Annotated in this window: 17 protein-coding genes; 10 read left to right on the top strand and 7 right to left on the bottom strand. The window is 70.5% G+C overall.

Annotated features, from left to right (window positions below; all coding sequences use genetic code 11):
* Positions 1-118 precede the first annotated feature (118 nt).
* On the bottom strand, positions 119-1,087 hold the full coding sequence (locus ACGFT2_RS06805; protein WP_393274246.1) for a TIGR01777 family oxidoreductase: 969 nt from the start codon (positions 1,085-1,087) through the stop codon (positions 119-121).
* A gap of 332 nt (positions 1,088-1,419) precedes the next feature.
* Here ACGFT2_RS06805 and ACGFT2_RS06800 point away from each other — a divergent pair, with 332 nt between their 5' ends.
* Positions 1,420-1,659, top strand: coding sequence for a chaplin (locus tag ACGFT2_RS06800; RefSeq protein ID WP_393274244.1), 240 nt, complete (start codon positions 1,420-1,422; stop codon positions 1,657-1,659).
* Between the two features lie 409 nt (positions 1,660-2,068).
* The gene (locus ACGFT2_RS06795) at positions 2,069-2,533 is read left to right on the top strand and encodes a hypothetical protein (protein ID WP_393274242.1); all 465 of its coding nucleotides are present in this window, start codon (positions 2,069-2,071) and stop codon (positions 2,531-2,533) included.
* 105 nt (positions 2,534-2,638) lie between these two features.
* Here the strand turns inward: ACGFT2_RS06795 and ACGFT2_RS06790 are convergent, their stop codons facing one another.
* Positions 2,639-3,262 carry a DUF4097 family beta strand repeat-containing protein gene (locus tag ACGFT2_RS06790; protein WP_393274240.1) on the bottom strand — a complete coding sequence of 208 codons (624 nt, stop codon included), beginning with the start codon at positions 3,260-3,262 and terminating at the stop codon, positions 2,639-2,641.
* Positions 3,263-3,524: 262 nt separating this feature from the next.
* Here ACGFT2_RS06790 and ACGFT2_RS06785 point away from each other — a divergent pair, with 262 nt between their 5' ends.
* Entirely contained in the window at positions 3,525-3,695 is a 171-nt protein-coding gene (locus ACGFT2_RS06785) for a hypothetical protein (protein WP_393274239.1), read from the top strand.
* Between the two features lie 359 nt (positions 3,696-4,054).
* Complete coding sequence (locus tag ACGFT2_RS06780; protein WP_393274237.1) at positions 4,055-4,744, top strand: class I SAM-dependent methyltransferase; 690 nt, start codon at positions 4,055-4,057, stop codon at positions 4,742-4,744.
* A 259-nt stretch (positions 4,745-5,003) separates the two neighbouring features.
* Here ACGFT2_RS06780 and ACGFT2_RS06775 read toward each other — a convergent pair whose 3' ends face one another.
* Positions 5,004-6,209, bottom strand: coding sequence for an MFS transporter (locus ACGFT2_RS06775; protein ID WP_393274235.1), 1,206 nt, complete (start codon positions 6,207-6,209; stop codon positions 5,004-5,006).
* A 436-nt stretch (positions 6,210-6,645) separates the two neighbouring features.
* Between ACGFT2_RS06775 and ACGFT2_RS06770 the strand changes: the two genes are divergently transcribed.
* A complete protein-coding gene (locus ACGFT2_RS06770; RefSeq protein WP_393274234.1) occupies positions 6,646-7,647 on the top strand; it encodes an ArsR/SmtB family transcription factor in 1,002 nt (333 codons plus the stop codon).
* Between the two features lie 273 nt (positions 7,648-7,920).
* A complete protein-coding gene (locus ACGFT2_RS06765; RefSeq protein ID WP_393274232.1) occupies positions 7,921-8,874 on the top strand; it encodes a GNAT family N-acetyltransferase in 954 nt (317 codons plus the stop codon).
* A gap of 272 nt (positions 8,875-9,146) precedes the next feature.
* On the opposite strand, the gene ACGFT2_RS06760 is transcribed toward ACGFT2_RS06765, so the two are convergent.
* Positions 9,147-9,389, bottom strand: a complete 243-nt coding sequence (locus tag ACGFT2_RS06760; RefSeq protein WP_393274230.1) for a hypothetical protein — start codon at positions 9,387-9,389, stop codon at positions 9,147-9,149.
* Positions 9,390-9,748: 359 nt separating this feature from the next.
* Complete coding sequence (locus ACGFT2_RS06755) at positions 9,749-10,258, bottom strand: STAS domain-containing protein (protein WP_393274228.1); 510 nt, start codon at positions 10,256-10,258, stop codon at positions 9,749-9,751.
* A 131-nt stretch (positions 10,259-10,389) separates the two neighbouring features.
* Between ACGFT2_RS06755 and ACGFT2_RS06750 the strand changes: the two genes are divergently transcribed.
* Both ACGFT2_RS06750 and ACGFT2_RS06745 read left to right on the top strand, forming a co-directional pair.
* Positions 10,390-10,746, top strand: coding sequence for a helix-turn-helix transcriptional regulator (locus tag ACGFT2_RS06750; RefSeq protein ID WP_393274226.1), 357 nt, complete (start codon positions 10,390-10,392; stop codon positions 10,744-10,746).
* Between the two features lie 338 nt (positions 10,747-11,084).
* Positions 11,085-11,429: an ANTAR domain-containing protein gene (locus ACGFT2_RS06745; protein WP_393274224.1), complete on the top strand. Its 345-nt coding sequence runs from the start codon at positions 11,085-11,087 to the stop codon at positions 11,427-11,429.
* A 719-nt stretch (positions 11,430-12,148) separates the two neighbouring features.
* On the opposite strand, the gene ACGFT2_RS06740 is transcribed toward ACGFT2_RS06745, so the two are convergent.
* Positions 12,149-12,280 (bottom strand): hypothetical protein, encoded by a 132-nt coding sequence (locus ACGFT2_RS06740; protein ID WP_393274221.1) that lies wholly within the window; start codon positions 12,278-12,280, stop codon positions 12,149-12,151.
* Between the two features lie 655 nt (positions 12,281-12,935).
* Here ACGFT2_RS06740 and ACGFT2_RS06735 point away from each other — a divergent pair.
* Positions 12,936-13,673, top strand: a complete 738-nt coding sequence (locus tag ACGFT2_RS06735; protein WP_393274218.1) for a class I SAM-dependent methyltransferase — start codon at positions 12,936-12,938, stop codon at positions 13,671-13,673.
* 342 nt (positions 13,674-14,015) lie between these two features.
* Here the strand turns inward: ACGFT2_RS06735 and ACGFT2_RS06730 are convergent, their stop codons facing one another.
* On the bottom strand, positions 14,016-14,609 hold the full coding sequence (locus tag ACGFT2_RS06730; protein ID WP_393274215.1) for a TetR/AcrR family transcriptional regulator: 594 nt from the start codon (positions 14,607-14,609) through the stop codon (positions 14,016-14,018).
* 113 nt (positions 14,610-14,722) lie between these two features.
* Between ACGFT2_RS06730 and ACGFT2_RS06725 the strand changes: the two genes are divergently transcribed.
* Positions 14,723-15,733, top strand: coding sequence for an NADP-dependent oxidoreductase (locus ACGFT2_RS06725; protein WP_393274212.1), 1,011 nt, complete (start codon positions 14,723-14,725; stop codon positions 15,731-15,733).
* Positions 15,734-15,779 lie beyond the last annotated feature (46 nt).

Here is a 15,779-nt window from a genome sequence, read left to right as displayed (position 1 = left end):
TGCAGCCGCGCGCGAGGCCTCGAAGGGTCGCTACGGCGCGTACCGCTCGTCGCCGAGGACGGTGCAACCGGTGCGAACGTCGTTGCTGAGGACGGTGCAACCGGTGTGCGCGGGCTCTTCAGCGGGCGGCTCGTCCGTGCCGGGAACGCTGTCGTCGGGTGCGCCGGACAAGGTCCTCGGCCGCGCCCTCCCACTCGGGATGTGCGAAGTCGAAACCGGCGGCGCTAAGCCGGCCGGGCATCACGCGGCGGCTCTTGAGCAGCAGTTCGGTGTCCGAGCGCAGCGCGTAGGCGCCCAACTCCGCCATCCAGCGTGTCGCGGGCAGACCCACCGGGACACCCCAGGCCCTGCGGAGGGTCCGCATGAAGTCGCGCTGCGGAAGAGGGTCGGGCGAGGACAGGTTCACGGGCCCCTCGAAGTCGTCGCGGGCGATGAGGAACTCCACGGCGCGCACGAAGTCCTCCGCATGGATCCAGGAGACGTACTGCGCACCACCGGCGACCGGTCCGCCCAGCCCCAGGCGTGTGAGCCGCAGCAGCACGTCGAAGACCCCGCCCCGGTCCGGGCTCATGACCATCGCCGAGCGCAGAGCCACCTTCCGTGTGGCCAGCGTACCCGCATCGGCCTGCGCGCGCTCCCAGTTCCTGGCGATCTCGACGCTGTACGCCCAGTAGTCCGGCACGCCGGTCTCCGAGCCGCCGAGCACTCCCGTCGCCTCGTCGTGCGGCGCGTCGAAGCGATGGGCGTAGATCGTCGCGGTGCTCATCTGGAGCCAGACTCGCGGTGGCCTCGCGGCGCCGGCGATCGCCTTGCCGATCAGGCGCGTCGAGTCGACCCGGGAATCCATCATGGCCTGCAGGTTCTCCGCCGTGTAGCGGCAGGAGACGCTGCGTCCGGCCAGGTTGACCACGACATCGCAGCCGTCGACCGCCTCGGCCCAGGGACCGAGCGTGACTCCGTCCCAGCCTACGTCGCACCTGCGCACCGGTCGCCTGGTCAGCACCGTGACCTCGTGACCCGCCGCTGTCAGCGCGCGCTCCAGGATCGTGCCCACCTGTCCGGTCCCCCCGGCCAGTACTACTTTCATCGAGCCCCCTCGGTTTCGGTGCACAGCCTACCCCCAGAATTTGAACGCGTTCAAATCTGGTGCGGGTCGGGGGACCCGGACCCGAACGGGTGAGGGCGGGGCCGCAGACCGCGCCGGCCCGGTGAGGCAGCGCCTCGGGGCCCCGGATCCGCAGGTCAGGTGTAGGCCGGTGTGGGGCAGTTGGGGGAGGGGCCGTGTCCTCGGGGGGGTGGCGGGCGTTGGGCAGCACGGTCGTCCGGACGGGTTGGTGCTCCTCCCGTCGGGACGGCTCCCAGGTCCTGCTCCGAGCAGAACCCACACCCCCTGTTTACGTGTTCCAAGGAAAGCGAGTCATGATCGTCATGAAGAAGACGCTTGCGGTTGCCGCCGCTGCCGGTGCCGTCGTTATGGGCGGAGCGGGTTTCGCCGCCGCGGACTCCGGTGCTCAGGGTGCTGCGCTCAACTCGCCCGGTGTGATCTCCGGCAACGCTGTTCAGGTGCCGGTCCACGTGCCGATCAACGTGTGCGGCAACACGATCGACGTCATCGGTCTGCTGAACCCGGCGTTCGGCAACACCTGCGTCAACGACTGACCTGGCAGACACGGCGGAACGGAGCCCAGGCGGGCTCCCTGTGTCCGCGTGGGTGTGGCGGCCGGCCTTCCTCCCCGGCCGCCACACCCATGTCCACGGGCGGTCAGCCGGTTCGGTCGCACCCCCGCGCTCCGCTCGCGCGTGCCGCTTCCGTCCACCGTGCCGCTGCCGTACCCCTGCCGTATGCCGTACAGCCCGCTGCGCGGCCGCGAACGGGAGAAGCCTCCCCACCCCGCTCCCCGCCCGCGGCCCCGTAACCGCGGTGATCAGCAGCGTGCTGTCCGGATCTGCCTCCCGGGGGCCCTGGCACGGGTGCCGACGCCGCCGTACTCAAAGCGGATGGTCTGTTCGCGTGACAGGGGCTGGCGCCGCGCGGAGCGCGCCTGTCCGGCCGCCTCATAGTGGGGGTATGAGCATCGATCACGGGACCGACGAGCGATCCGTCCTGCTAGCCCCGCAAGCGGCGGTCATGGTACGGCAGCTGGTGCAGGGGGTGGGCAACCATCAGATGCGGAGGGCGACGGTCGTCCTCGCCTTCTTCCGTGACGGCTACTGGTTGCGCCGGTTCATCGAGGAGCCGGCGCTGGGCGCCCTGGAGCCGCCCGATCGTCCGACCGCGGTGAACTGGGCGGGTGTCCTGGAACTGCTGCGGACACCCGAGCTGCTGAACGACAACCGCCGGGAGCCGGGCACCATGGGCCCCCATTTGACCGTACTGGAGATGGCCGCATCGCTTGCCGTGGGCCACCCCCTCGACCTGCGGCGGGCGGCGATGCAGCTCTCCGGGGCGGAGTGGAGAGACGTTCTGCTGAGGATGGAGTCCGCTGCCGACTTCATGGGGAGCCCGCTGTCACCCGTGTCGACGGCGGGATGATCGCGCCGGGCGGCCCGTGGCGCGGTCGCGGAGGCGCGGAGACGAGCCGGGCGCGGAGTGGCTCCGCTCCGCCGGCACCGGAGGCCGGATCGGCCGCGGTGGGGGTCAGCCGGTCGACTTCACAGTCAGGTCGCCGTTCGTCGTCGAGAGATCCAAGCGGTGCCTACCTGACGGGTCGTTCCTGAACGCCACCTTCTTGTCGCCGTGTGAGTCGTTCGCGGAGATCCGGTACCCGGCGGGCGGTGCCGCGACCGTGAGGTTGCCGCTGCTCGTGCGGGCCCTGATGTTCTGCGGGGTGACCGTCTGGATCGTCACCTCGCCGTTCGTGGTCCGGGTGTCGATGTCGCCGCCCTTGGCGTCCTTGACGTCGATGTCACCGTTCGACGAGCGCAGCTTCACGGCGCCCGTCGCGTCCGTCACCGCGATCTGACCATTGGTCGTGTGCACGTCGACCGTGCCGACACCGGTCAGTGCGAGGCCACCGTTGGTGGTGCCGCCCGTCACCGGAAGACCTGCAGGCAGTGTGACGGCGTAGTCCACGCCGCAGTCATCGCCGCACCCGGAGAGCGTCAGGGCGCCGTTCTCGACGCGGAAGGACGGGCCACTCGGCTTGTCACCACGGTAGTTGACCTTGCGGTGAACGGAGATCGTGGCGGCATCGGCCGAAGTTCCCACCTTCACATCGCCGTTGCTGTTGTCGAGGCGTATCGAGGTGACCTTCCGGGACACCGTGGCGTCGTCCTCGAAAGTCTTCTGGCTCAGAGCCGAGCAGGCGGAGAGCCCACTGACCGTGAGAGCGGCCAGAGTCCCTGTCGCAAGGATGCGCGTCTGTGGGCGTCGCATGAGGTCCCCCGTGTGGAGCGAGTCGAATCGGGTGATCGGTCACGGTGATCATACGAAGCCGCGGTCCGGCCCTCACTGGGGAAAGCCCCCCTGTGCCAGGGCCGGGCCGACGCTCACGGCGGTACAAGAGGGGGCGGTCGACGAGGCCATGCGGGTGCTGCGCCCGGGCGGCCGGTTGCTCGTCGCCGACTTCTGGCCCATGGCCAGGAAGTACGCCGCACACATGGGCCACGGCAGTCTGCGCGGCCTCGGCCCCGGCTACTGGTACGGCGGCCCCTGGCTCGGCGTCACACGGCTGCATGCCGTCAAGCAGGGCTGAGGGTGTTGCACAAGGCCGTGATCAAGCAGCGTGAAGCGGGAGGCTGGGCGCGTCGGGTCTGCCGGTCTCGGGAGACATGCAGGTCATCGTGGACGTCGAGACCCGCCTCGCGGTGGCGGCGGCCCGGCCCGTGCCCGGCAGCACCCGCATGCGCAAGCTCGCTCTCTCCGCATGGTTGCCGAGGGTGGGGGTCTGACGAGGCCGAGCTGGGGGACGTGGGCGTTCCCACCTTGCTCGGGGGCGCGACCACGGGCACACCGAGCGCGTCGGCGACGGACCGAGGGCGCTCCACGGACGCCGTTTTGCCGGACCGGCAACAGCAGTGGCGCTTTCGGAACGCGATGGGTGACGGTGGGCCTGTGACCGACAACATCGCAGCAGGATCGCCGGCGTCCGACACTCCCTCGCCCATCGACGCACCGGGCGGATACCTGGGAGATCCCGCAGTGCGGGCGGAATGGGACAGCCGGTACGCCGACCGGCAGAAATTGTGGAGCGGCCGGCCCAACGGTGCACTCGTGGCCGAGGTCGCGGGGCTCGCCCCCGGGCGGGCGCTCGACGTCGGCTGTGGCGAGGGCGCGGACGCCGTCTGGCTCGCGCGCGGTGGCTGGGACGTGACCGCGATCGAGGTCTCGGGTGTGGCGCTCGAGCGGGCGAGCGAGCATGCGCGGGACGCCGGCCTCGCCGTTCGCTGGGTCCACGCCGAGCTGACGCAGGCAGCGCTCGCGCCGGCCTCCTTCGACCTGGTCTCCGCGCAGTATCCGGCCCTGCTCCGCACCCCGGACGCCGCGGCCGAGCGCGCGCTGCTCGAGGCCGTCACGCCCGGCGGCGTGCTGCTGCTCGTACACCACGCGGGGATGGACACCCAGCAGGCGCACGACAGCGGCTTCGATCCGGCCGACTACGTGTGGCCCTCCATGGTCGCAGCGATGCTCGACGACGACTGGGAGGTGGAGGTCGACGAGCAGCGGCCTCGGGTGGCCCCCGACGGCGGTGCCGGCGCCCACCACACCGACGACCTGGTGCTGCGCGTACGTCGGCTGCGCTGAGAGCCCTCACCGCGCAGCAGGCCCGGCAACCGGACGGACTCGGCGCCGGGCCTCTGACACGGGCCGCGGCCTCCCACGGATCAAGGTGGCCTCGCCGCTCCTGGACGGAGCAGCCGTTCCGGTCCGGCCGCCGGTCGATACGCCTCGGCCTGTCGCCCGCTCCCGAGCCGCCGGCAACCGGGACGGTGACCGGTACGTCGAGCCTCATGCCCAGGATCGATGATCACGGCACCCGCGACGGGGCCGCCGCACGGGTGCCTCAACCATCCAGGCTCTCCAGACTCGCCGTGGCCAGGTTTCCCTCGTACCTGTGCGGCACCAGGAGATGGCGGGCCAGGGCCACCGCGGCGAGCAGGGCGACGAGCGCGCAGACGCCCCACCAGCCCGCGTGGCCCCAGACGCGTACCCCGAGCCAGGAACCCGCGCTCCCGCCCGCGTAAGCGCAGGTCATGTAGGCGGTGTTGAGCCGGCTGCGGGCGTCCGGACGCAGGGCGTAGACGCGGGCCTGATTGGCGACCATGCCGGACTGCATCGCGACGTCGAGGAGCAGCGTACCGAGGGTCAGTGCGGCCAGGCCCACAGCGCCGCCCCGGGAGCCGGCGGCGAGGATCGCGGCCGAGACGAGGACGCCGAGCATGCAGACGAGGTTGACCGGGTCGGGCCCATGGCGGTCCACCAGACGGCCGGCGAACGGGGTGCAGAACATGGTCGCCGCGCCGACCAGGGCGATCATTCCCACGGCCTGGGCACCCAGCCCATAGGCCCCTCCGGTGAGGAGGAGCGCCAGGCAGGTCCAGACCGCGGAGAAACCGGCGAAGACGGTTGCCTGGTAGAGGCACGAGCGGCGCAGGTCCGGCTCGGTGCGCAGCAGGCGCAACGGCTCGGCCAGGAGCGCTGAGTACCGCTGGCGGGAGGGCGGAGTCGTGGCCGGCACCGCGAACGTCAGGACGACGGCGAGGATCAGGGCCAGGGCTGCGGCGGCCAGGTACGGGGCCCGCCAGCCCAGCCGTTCACCGAGCGTGCCGCTGAAGGTCCGGGCCAGCAGCATGCCGCCGGTCGATCCGCTCAGCAGGGTTCCGATCACCGCTCCCCGGCGGTCGGGGGCCACGAGGCCGGCCGCCAGGGGGCCGACGACCTGCGCGCCGACAGTGGTCAGACCGACGAGGCTGCAGGCAACCACCAGTGGCGGCAGAGCCGGTGCGCAACCCGCGGCGAGCAGCGCCAGGCCGGTCAGCGTCAGAAGGGCGACGAGGAACGTACGGTGCGGGAACCGGTCGCCGAGCGGCACCAGCAAGACCATCCCGGCGGTGTAGCCGATCTGCGTGGCGGTCACCACCGCGGCGGCCGAATCGGGCGGCACGTGCAGTCCGGCGGCCACCAGAGGGCCGATGGCCTGCGGAAAGTAGATGTTGCCCACCGCCACGGCGCAGGTGACCGCCAGGATCAGGACCAGCCGCCGGCTCATACTGCGGTCCAAGGGCCCCGCGCGACGTGCAACGCCGCCCGCGCGCCGGCGTGGTCGACGCGACCGGCTGCACCGACCGCGGAGACACTCCACATGCCGGCGGTGCGTCCCCGACCGCCCCCGCCCGGCGCTGCCCCGCCCTCGCTTGTGATGGCCGGCGCGGTGCCGGCGCAGTCCGCTCCGTCCAGCGCGACAACGCCGGCCGCCGTCAGTCCGCCGGCCGCTGCCAGTCCGCCGGCCGCTGGCAGTCCGCCGAACGCTGCCAGTCCGCCGAACGCTGCCAGGCCGTCGCCCGTCGGCTGCATGGCCACCGCGGTGCCCATGCAGCGCGCCGCGCAGGTGGCAACCGCCGTAAGCAGCCCTTGAGTCGTGTGGGTCATGGGTCAAAGTCCATGACATCGGCGTTCCGCCGCCAATCGATGTAGCGTACGGCTTAATGATCAGCTTTGTGCTTGGTGTCGAGGACCTCGCGGACACCCGTTTCGCCCTTTCGCCTCTGCACGAAACCCTGTTCAGCCTGCGGGTGCTGCAGGATCCGGGCCTGTCCCCGCTGCACCTGCCCTGGCGCAGGTCCGTACTCGGCAGACTCGGTGAACTCGACACCGGTCTGCTCATGTCCCTGGTCGCCCAGCGGCGCACCCTCCCCGACTTCCTGACCCCGAATCCCAGGAGGTTCGCACCGGCCTTCGAAGAAGAACTCGCCGTCGTCCGCCGGGAATCCAGCAGCCGGGTCCGGCACGACCTGTTGCTCGCACACGCACCGGACCCACTGCCCGAAGCCCTCCGCGCCGCCGCGCACGACGACACACATGTCGCCGGTCTTCGCGACGCCATCTGCGATCTCCTGCAGCACTACTGGCGGCTGGCCGTCGAGCCGATGTGGCCGCAGATGCGACTGGTGCTGGAAGCCGACATGACCTACCGCGCCCGCCGGCTCGCCCTCGGCGGGGCTCGGCTGCTGTTCGCCGACATGCACCCCAACCTGCACTGGCAAGACGGCGTGCTCCACGTTCACAAGATGATCAGCAGGCACCGCGTGGCGGCATCCGGCCGGGGGCTGCTGCTCATGCCGTCCGTGTTCGCTCACAAGCCGGCGCCCCCCGTCAGCCCGGACGAACCGCCGAGCCTCGTCTACCCGAGCCGGGGAGTAGCCACGCTGCGGGACTCGGTGGTACCGACCGCCGACACAGCCGCCCTGACGTCCCTGCTCGGCGCGTCCCGGGCCGGACTGCTCCGCCTCCTGGGAGAGCCGCTGCCCACCGTGGAGCTAGCCCGCCGTCTCAGGGTCACCCCGAGCGCCGTCTCCCAGCATCTGCGTGTCCTGCACGCCACAGGGCTGGTCACGCGGACACGCGACGGACGGCATGTGCTGTACCGGAGAAGCGCGCTCGGCGACCGACTGGCCGATCCCGGCGACCGACCCGGCGGTGCGGAGTGACGGCGGTGCGGCGTGACGGCGGTGCGGCGTGACGGCGGTGCCGAGTGACGGCGGTGCGGAGTAAGGGTGGTGTGACCAGGCCACCCTGGCGGCCTCCTGGTGGCGCACGCCGAGGCGTCCGTAGCCGTCCTCCACGTACACATGGCCATCGGCCACAAGGGCCGGTCTCGGAGGAGTCGTCACCGCCGCCGACATCGTGCTGCCGGCTGCCGCGATCGCGCGGCCCTGAAAAGGATTCGACGGCTCTGCGGCGGCCTGGCAGCGTGGCCGACCATGACGGACTTCGAGCTCGTGACCGCCGCGGACGTACGGCTCATGCAGAGATTGGCTCAGCGCGTCACCGCCACCCGGCTGGACCTGGTGAACGGCGAAGCGACGTTCGGCGAGCTGGCCTGGAACTGGGGCAAGGGCCACGCCGCCCTCGGCGCTATCTGGCCGCGTCGGCTGTGGTTCTCCGGCGGTGACCTGGTGGCGTGGGGCTGGGCCTGGCTTCCACACCGGGCGAGGCGGAGCGACGGGTCGGTGAAGGACGTCACCGGCGCCAATCTCGTGTACCAGGTCCATCCCGACCACGCCGAGCTGATCGACGAGGTGATCGACTGGTACGACGGTACGGCGGGGGAGGTCGAGCACAGGGTGTCGCCGTCGGCCGCCGACGAGTTGGCCCTGGAGCGGTGGGCGGCGCACGGGTACGGGACCGACCCGGCCTCCCTCGGCGACACGGCGCACTGGACCCAGCTCAACGAGCGGGATCTGACCGACGTGGCACAGCCGGTGCTTCCGGACGGATTCCGCTTCCGCACCGCCCATGAGGCCGGAGCGGAGGCCGCGGTCCAGGCCCACATGGACGCCTGGGCCCCGTCGACGTACTCGGCCGAGAGCTACGAGGGCGTCCGGGAGACGGCGACGTACCGCGGCGACCTGCACATCCTCGTGGAGGCACCGGACGGGACGATGGCTGCCTCGACGATCATGTGGCTCGACGAGGCGAACAGGACCGCTGAGTTCGAGCCGGTCGGCACACACCCGGACTACCGGCGAATGGGACTGGGAAGAGCGATGGTCCTGCACGGCATGCACGTGGCGCGGGCGGCCGGCGCCACGCGCATGACGGTCGCCTGCCTGGGCGCGCCGGGGCACCCCAAGGCGCGCGGGCTGTACTACGGCGTCGGATTCCGGGAGCTCTCGCGGGACGCGCCGCTCATCAGAACCAGAACTGCGTTCTGAGAAGCGGTCGTGGGCGGTCGCTGGTCAGGGCACCTCGGTTCCGGTGACGTCACGACGTCGGCGGGTGTCGTCAGCGTGCCGGTTCCGCCGGATGACGCAGCGGCTGGCCATGACGCTCCACTCCATACTCCCCGCTCCCTGTGGCCGCGGCGGTCCGTGCCCACCAGGGCCGAAGGGCGCGGGGCGGTGCACACCGGGCCCCACGCGATGCCTTCACGAGGACGTCACCGGGGTGCGGGCGATTTCGGCAAGGTCGGCCTCGTGGACGCCGGCTACTCGACGGCCGGGTCCTCCTGGGCGTGCCACACGGCCTTCTTCACGGCCTGCTCCACCTCGCACCGGCTCGTCCCGGTGGCCTCGGCGTGCGTGGTGACGGCCGCCCGCACCGCCTCGAACGCCTCCTGCCAGCGGGTGCACTGCGCGTCGTACTCCTCGCCGGTGAGACCCGCGAGCCTCGCGCGTTCTTCCTCGGCGGATCGTTCCAGCCTGACCAACTCATCGGGAACCTCTGCCACGGGCACGGATCCTAAGCGGCGGGTGTGCCACGGCGACGCCCGGACTCGCCGTCCGATCGGGTACAGCCGCAAATGGAATGGTGGACGAGTTCCCCCGGTGCGGTGGAGCTGCCACTTCCGCACGTGGAGGTCCCACGAGGGGTGGCGGGTCACGCGCGGCACCGCGCGGTCGCTTCCGGCAAGCGTCGGCACCGTCCCCAGTCCTGATCCCGCGGATGCCGGCCGGCGAGATCACCGTCACGATGATCGCCGTCGCCTGTCGGCCGGTTCGACTACGCGGGCGACCCCGACGAGATCGTCATCGACCTGTCGGCCGCGCACATCCGGGACGCCTCCTCCGCCGGCGCCCTCGATGCGACTCAATCCCTCGGGTTCCCTTCGGGCTCACAGGGAGCCCGGTGGCGTTGCCGCTGCCATCGAGCGGGGCCGGGTGCCGGTGCCGGACGGGGCATCTGGATCGAGCGCGGAGACTGCGGTTGGAACAGCTCGCGGGCTTGCAGAAGGGTGAGCAGCAGGTCCATCGCGGGGCTCGTCGCCTGGATGACGACAGTTTTGCTCTGGTTGAGGGCTCGCTGGCGGAGCTCCAACAGGATGCTGAGGCCGGCACAGTCGCAGAAGTCGACTCTGCTCAGGTCGAGGTCCAGGCCGGTGACCGAGTCGGCGAGCGCTTCGAACAGACCGGAGCGCAGTGACTGCTGGGAGTCGAGATCGAGTTCACCCGTCACCGTCACCCGCACCCGGCTCCCGCTCGCCTCGTACGTCGCGGTCGCCAGGCTGGGCGACAGGATCCGGCTTCCACCGCTCCCGCTGCCTCCGCCGGGGGAGCACGGCGCCGAGCCGACCCGGCCGCCGTGAGCAGAGAAATGCATGGTCCACTCCCGCGTCTGTTCGCCCGACGTGTACAGCAACGTTCCCCCGAGAACCCGGGATGCGTCAACTGATACACGAATAGTAGTACGTGTTTTAGGATGCGTGAACGAGGGGTTGGTAAACTCGGGTCATGGATGGAGTGCCCGAGCCACACACCGGTTGGACGTTTCTCACGAATCATGCCCGCGTACTCGCTGCCATCGCGGACAACCAAAGCGCGCGCATCCGCGACATCGCCGCGCACTGCAGGCTCACCGAACGCGCCGTGCAGAAGATCATCGCGGACCTCGAGCAGGACGGTTACCTCTCCCACACGCGTGAGGGCCGCGGCAACACATACCGGATCGATCCCACGAAGATCCTTCGCCATCCGACGGAAGCCGTGCTGGGTCTGACGGTGGCCTCGCTGCTCTCCCTGCTGGCGCACGACGAGGCGCACCGCGCCGATCAGCCCAGCTGGCAGCAGGCCACGGTCGAGCGCGCCTAGCGTCGGGTCCGATCCGTTGCCGCACCGGCCACAGGGCCACTCCCGCGACAGGCCGCGTCGCGCGGACAGTGCTCTGCTGCAGGGTGTCGAGCCGCCGACTGGCTGGCCTGCCTGCTGTGCCGGCCGCGCCTGCGGGCAGTGGTGCTTGCGGACCGGGTGCCTGCGGCCCGTCGATGTCGGTGCGACCAGGGACCGCGGACCACGGTGAACGACGCCGTGAGCTGCGCTTTCTTCCTTTACCGGTCTCTGTATGGCGGCGGTCGGTGCCGCATTTCCGTGCTCCTCGGGGACAGGAGAACTCCGACGGGTGTGGTTGTTCGGAGGGGAGCGGGCCAGACATGGCGGAGCATGACACCCATGATCGTGAACGCCAGATCGCCGTGCTGCAGGAGCAGGTCGAGCAGCTGACAGAGGCGGTCACCTCGCACGCGGTCGTCCACCAGGCGATCGGCGTCGTGATCGCCTACGGCGGCGTCCCGCCCGAGACGGCCTGGGATGTTCTCGAGGAGGTCTCGCAGCACACGGACATCGATCTGCCGGACGTGGCCACCCGCCTCGTGCAGTGGCCGCGCTCCGCGCAGCCGCCGCCTCAGATCCACGGCGTCCTGGATTCCGCCCTGAAGCGCAGGGCGTCGCCCGAGTCGGGGACGCGGTCGTCCGCCGAGGGTTCTCTCGGTCCATGAAGGACGCGACCACTCGGCAGCAGCGAGCCGCATCTCCTTGCCGAGCCGCCGCGGCCGTCGAGTCCTACTTCGGTGCACGAGGCACCGGTGCCCACTTCTGGCCGCGCAGCCGACCCGCATCGAGTGCGTCCGCGCCGCGGGCGCCCGGTGGCGTGGCTGGGAAACGCCCCTGAGGGCTATGGCGAGTCGTACGAGCGGCCGGCCGGGGATTTGTGCAAAGACCTTGAGGAAACTGGTCCTGCGGGCAGCTCATTGTCAGAAGGGGCGTGTAGAGTTCGGCGGCTCACCGCCGGCTCGTGCCGATGACGGTTACCGCGGTGGTGAACCCCTGGCAAATCACCCGAAAATCATCCGTGCTCGTGTGCGGTCGTTCACCCGAACCGGTATGTGACATCACTCACGCCCACATGGGAAAAATCGGGAACTACCTGCACGGTTCCCGAGATGGGGCGCCCGGAGGGCGCTGATCAACATGTGACTACCAGTCGCACGAGGGCGGCAAGGCAAGGCATAGTGGGGGCACCGCCGTGGCCAAGTGTGACGGGCATCACAAAAGCCGGGGTTCGCTTGCCGTACGCGACGGTAACCGCATTCGGACATAAGGAAAGCCCCACCCGACGCCCGCGAAGCATCCAGGTGAGGCCTTCCTCGCACACCGTGTGCAGTGCGGCCGACCTGTCAGGTCGGTCGGGCCCCGGCCGTCAGGTCGGGGCTTTCCGCTACCAGGGCCAGTTCCGCGCGATCTCGTAGATCACGTGGCCCAGGAGCCCCAGCCACCGGGCGGTCCGCTTGGACCGGTCCCGCTTGCTGCAACACCGGCAATGCCCCTCCGACTTGTCCAGCTCAGTCATCAGGACCTCTCACCCCATTCCTCTGGAGACTGCGGATTTCGCAGCTCCGCGGACGCCCACAGCGTTCGTGGACCCCGCGCGGGGAAGTCCACGCGTGTGCACGGGCCCCTGGGGTAAGGGGTGAGGTGAGGGTACCGGAGCGCAACGGATCCCGTTTCCCGTCAACCCCCCACTACCAAACGGGTATGTGACACCCTGTGCCATGCCAAGCGGTCGCATAGGCGCGCGACCCGAATCTCAAGCGGTGCTCAAGCCCCCCAGCTGGTCAAGTAAGTGACGGTACGTCTGATACGGCGTGCCAGTTCCCCGCACCGGCGTGCTGAAGCTCACACGTGAAGCGCGTGCCACGAGTGAACGCGCGCCCCCCTTGCCCCCGTGAACCAGCGGGCCGCGCGGGTACCGGCGAAGGGGCGCGCGAGGGCGGCAGGCACCCAACGACCCGCCGCACGGCCCGCGCTCGTGGCCCGCCCTGTGCCTGCCGTCGTACGACGCCCCCATCAGTCATCCGATAGGAACACAAGAACCGTACGGTCGGCAGGCACGGCATGTTCGTGGCTTCCGCCAGTACGGTCTCCCGGCCGGCGCGGGGGAGACTTCCCGCCAAGGCTGTGGCCCGTCCCGAAGGCCGAGCCGTGGACAGAGGGGGAACAGCAGGATGAGTGGTCAGCTGTACGACGAGATCGGCGAGGCGTTCGAGGGCATCAAGGCCCTGCCTCTCGCGCGCTTCGCGGAGGTGCCCGGCTTCCTTGCCCTCGTCGGCGACGTGAGCGGCAAGTCGGTTCTCGACCTCGCCTGCGGAACCGGCTTCTACAGCCGTGAGTTCAAGCGTGGCGGCGCATCCCACGTGCTGGGCGTCGACATCTCCTCCGCAATGGTCGACGCGGCCCGGGCCCGGGAGGGCGGCGACCCGCTGGGCGTGCACTACGAGGTCGGGGACGTCGCCGAGCTGCGCACCTTCGAGCAGCGCTTCGACATCGCGGTCGCGGTCCAGCTGTTCAACTACGCCGAGGACGTCGACACCATCGAGCGGATGTGCCGCCACATTCACCGCAGCATCGCCGACGGGGGTGAGTTCTTCGTCTTCACTCAGAACCCGGACTTGCGTCTCGACGGGCCGTCCCTGGCCAAGTACGGCTTCCTGTGTGAATCACTGGACCAGACCGAGATCGGGCCGCGCGTGCGGATCACCGCGCTCGTCGACCCGCCGATCTCGTTCGTCGCGAACCCGCCCAGCCGGGAGGTCTTCGAGAAGTGCCTGCGGGCGGCCGGATTCTACGAGGTCACCTGGGTTCCGCTGGAGGTCTCCGCCGCAGGCGTGCGCGAGTACGGCGAGGACTTCTGGGACGTCTACGCCGCCAACCCTCCGCTGACGATGCTGCGTTGCCGCGCCTGATCCCGTTCCGCGCCGGTAGGTGGGGGAGTGGTCCTCGCCGTACGGTGCGACGTGAAGTCGCTCGATGGAAGTCGCTCGATGGCGGTGGGACCGCCGGAAGGGGCGGCCCACTCGGCGTCGCACGGCGCGGGCGCCCGAGCCGGCCGGCCCGGTGGTGGATGACGCGGGCGGCCGGCGCCGGTGCCACCGGCACCTCGGTGGCGGCCTGTGCCCGTTGCCGTCACGGGGTGCACCCGGCGACCGGCGCGACTCGTCGCCGTGATCCTCGGTCGGCGGCGAGCACGGCGACGAATCCCTCCCCGCCGAGCGCGCGCGCAGTTCACCGGTCAGCGTGTGGCCATGTCAGTCACGGGTCCGAGGATGGCGTTCTTCCTCGGCGTGGCTGCTCTCAGCGCTCGTCAGAACCGCGCTCGCGACAACCTCGAAGAGACGATCGGCGTGTGGCGCGAGCGAGGGTTGATCACCGAGCCAGGCCAACATGGCCACCAGCGCGAACAGATCGGCGCCATCCATGTCGCTTCGCGCCGTGCCCGCGGCCTGGGCGCGGGCCAGGAGCCGCGCACCGGCCGCGCGCAGGGTGACGCACGAGGCGTGGAGTGCGGATTCGGTGTCCTCGATGGCGGCTGCCATGAGCACGGTCACGCCCCGGTACTCGGTTGTCCACGCGACGCAGTCGCGCAGCCATGAGACGAGAGCGTCGTCGGGCGCGCTCGACGACTCCAGCTCGCCCGCCTTCGCCGTCAGTTCGGCGAAGCTCGTTCGGAGCAGGGCGTCGAGCAGCGCCTCGCGCGTCGGGAAGTGCCGCAGCAGTGTCGCGAGCCCGACATCGGCCTTGCGCGCGATGTCGCGCAGTGAGACGTCGACCCCCTGCTCGGTGATGGCGGTGCCCGCTACTGCTAGCAGGTGGTCGCGGTTCTTCCTGGCGTCGGCCCGCATGGGTCCCTCTTGACTATCCGGATCAGTGGTCCATATATTCGGATCAGTGATCCGCTTATGTGGATCGCTGATCCGGATAAGCGTATCCCGCTCGGCGCGGACAGGAGAAGGCGATGCCGACGAAGACGATGAGGGCGGTCCGGCTCCATGAGCACGGCGGCCCCGAGGTTCTGCGGTACGACGAGGTGCCGATCCCCGAGCCGGGGCCGGGCGAGGTGCTCGTGCGCGTGCACGCGGCCGGCGTCAATCCTCCGGACCGGTATCTGCGCGACGGGCTGACCAGGATGCCCGGGGAGACGGAATCGACGGTCAGCCTGCCGGTGATTCCGGGGACGGACGTGTCGGGTGTCGTCGAGGCCGTGGCCGCGGACGTGGACGTCCTCGCCGTAGGTGAAGAAGTCTTCGGTCTTCTGCGCTTTCCCGGCTTCGGCGGCGGGGCATACGCCGAGTACGTGGCCGCGCCGGCGTCGGACCTCGCCCGCAAGCCGGCCGGCATCGACCACGTGCACGCCGCCGGGGCGCCCATGGCCGGGCTGACGGCGTGGCAGTTCCTGATCGAGGTGGGACACGATCACCCCTCGCCCTTCCAGGAGGCGCGGCATCGCCCGACGGCACTCGACGCCGAAACGACGGTGCTCGTCAACGGCGCCGCCGGCGGCGTGGGGCACCTCGCGCTACAACTGGCGAAGTGGAGGGGGGCGAGTGTGATCGCGGTGGCGTCGGGCGCGCATGAGACCTTCCTCAGCGAACTCGGCGCCGATCGGTTCATCGACTACACCAAGAGTCGTCCCGAGGGACTCGTGCACGACGTCGACCTCGTTCTCGACACCGTCGGTGGCCCCGACAGCAGTCGCCTCCTGCGCGTGCTCAAGCGCGGCGGCGCCCAGTTCCCCGTGCTCCCGGGCCACTTCGACGAAGAGGAGACCGCGAAGCTCGGCGTCACGGTCTCGAGCGCCCAGGTCCGCTCGAACGGCGCGCAGCTCGCCCAACTGGGGCGCCTGCTCGACGCGGGCACGGTCCGCGTCGCGATCGACAGCACGTTCGCGCTCGCCGATGCCCGAGCAGCGCACGAACGTGCCGCCCGAGGGCACGTCCAGGGCAAGATCGTGCTCACGACCGCCTGACCCGTGTCCCGCGTGAGTACGGGCCTCGGCCTGCCGGAGAGAGGCC

Origin of the sequence: Streptomyces sp. NPDC048514, assembly GCF_043199955.1 — a bacterium.
Lineage (GTDB): Bacteria > Actinomycetota > Actinomycetes > Streptomycetales > Streptomycetaceae > Streptomyces.
The sequence above is the reverse complement of the archived record's forward strand: the minus strand, read 5'-3'. Positions and strand labels throughout refer to the sequence as shown.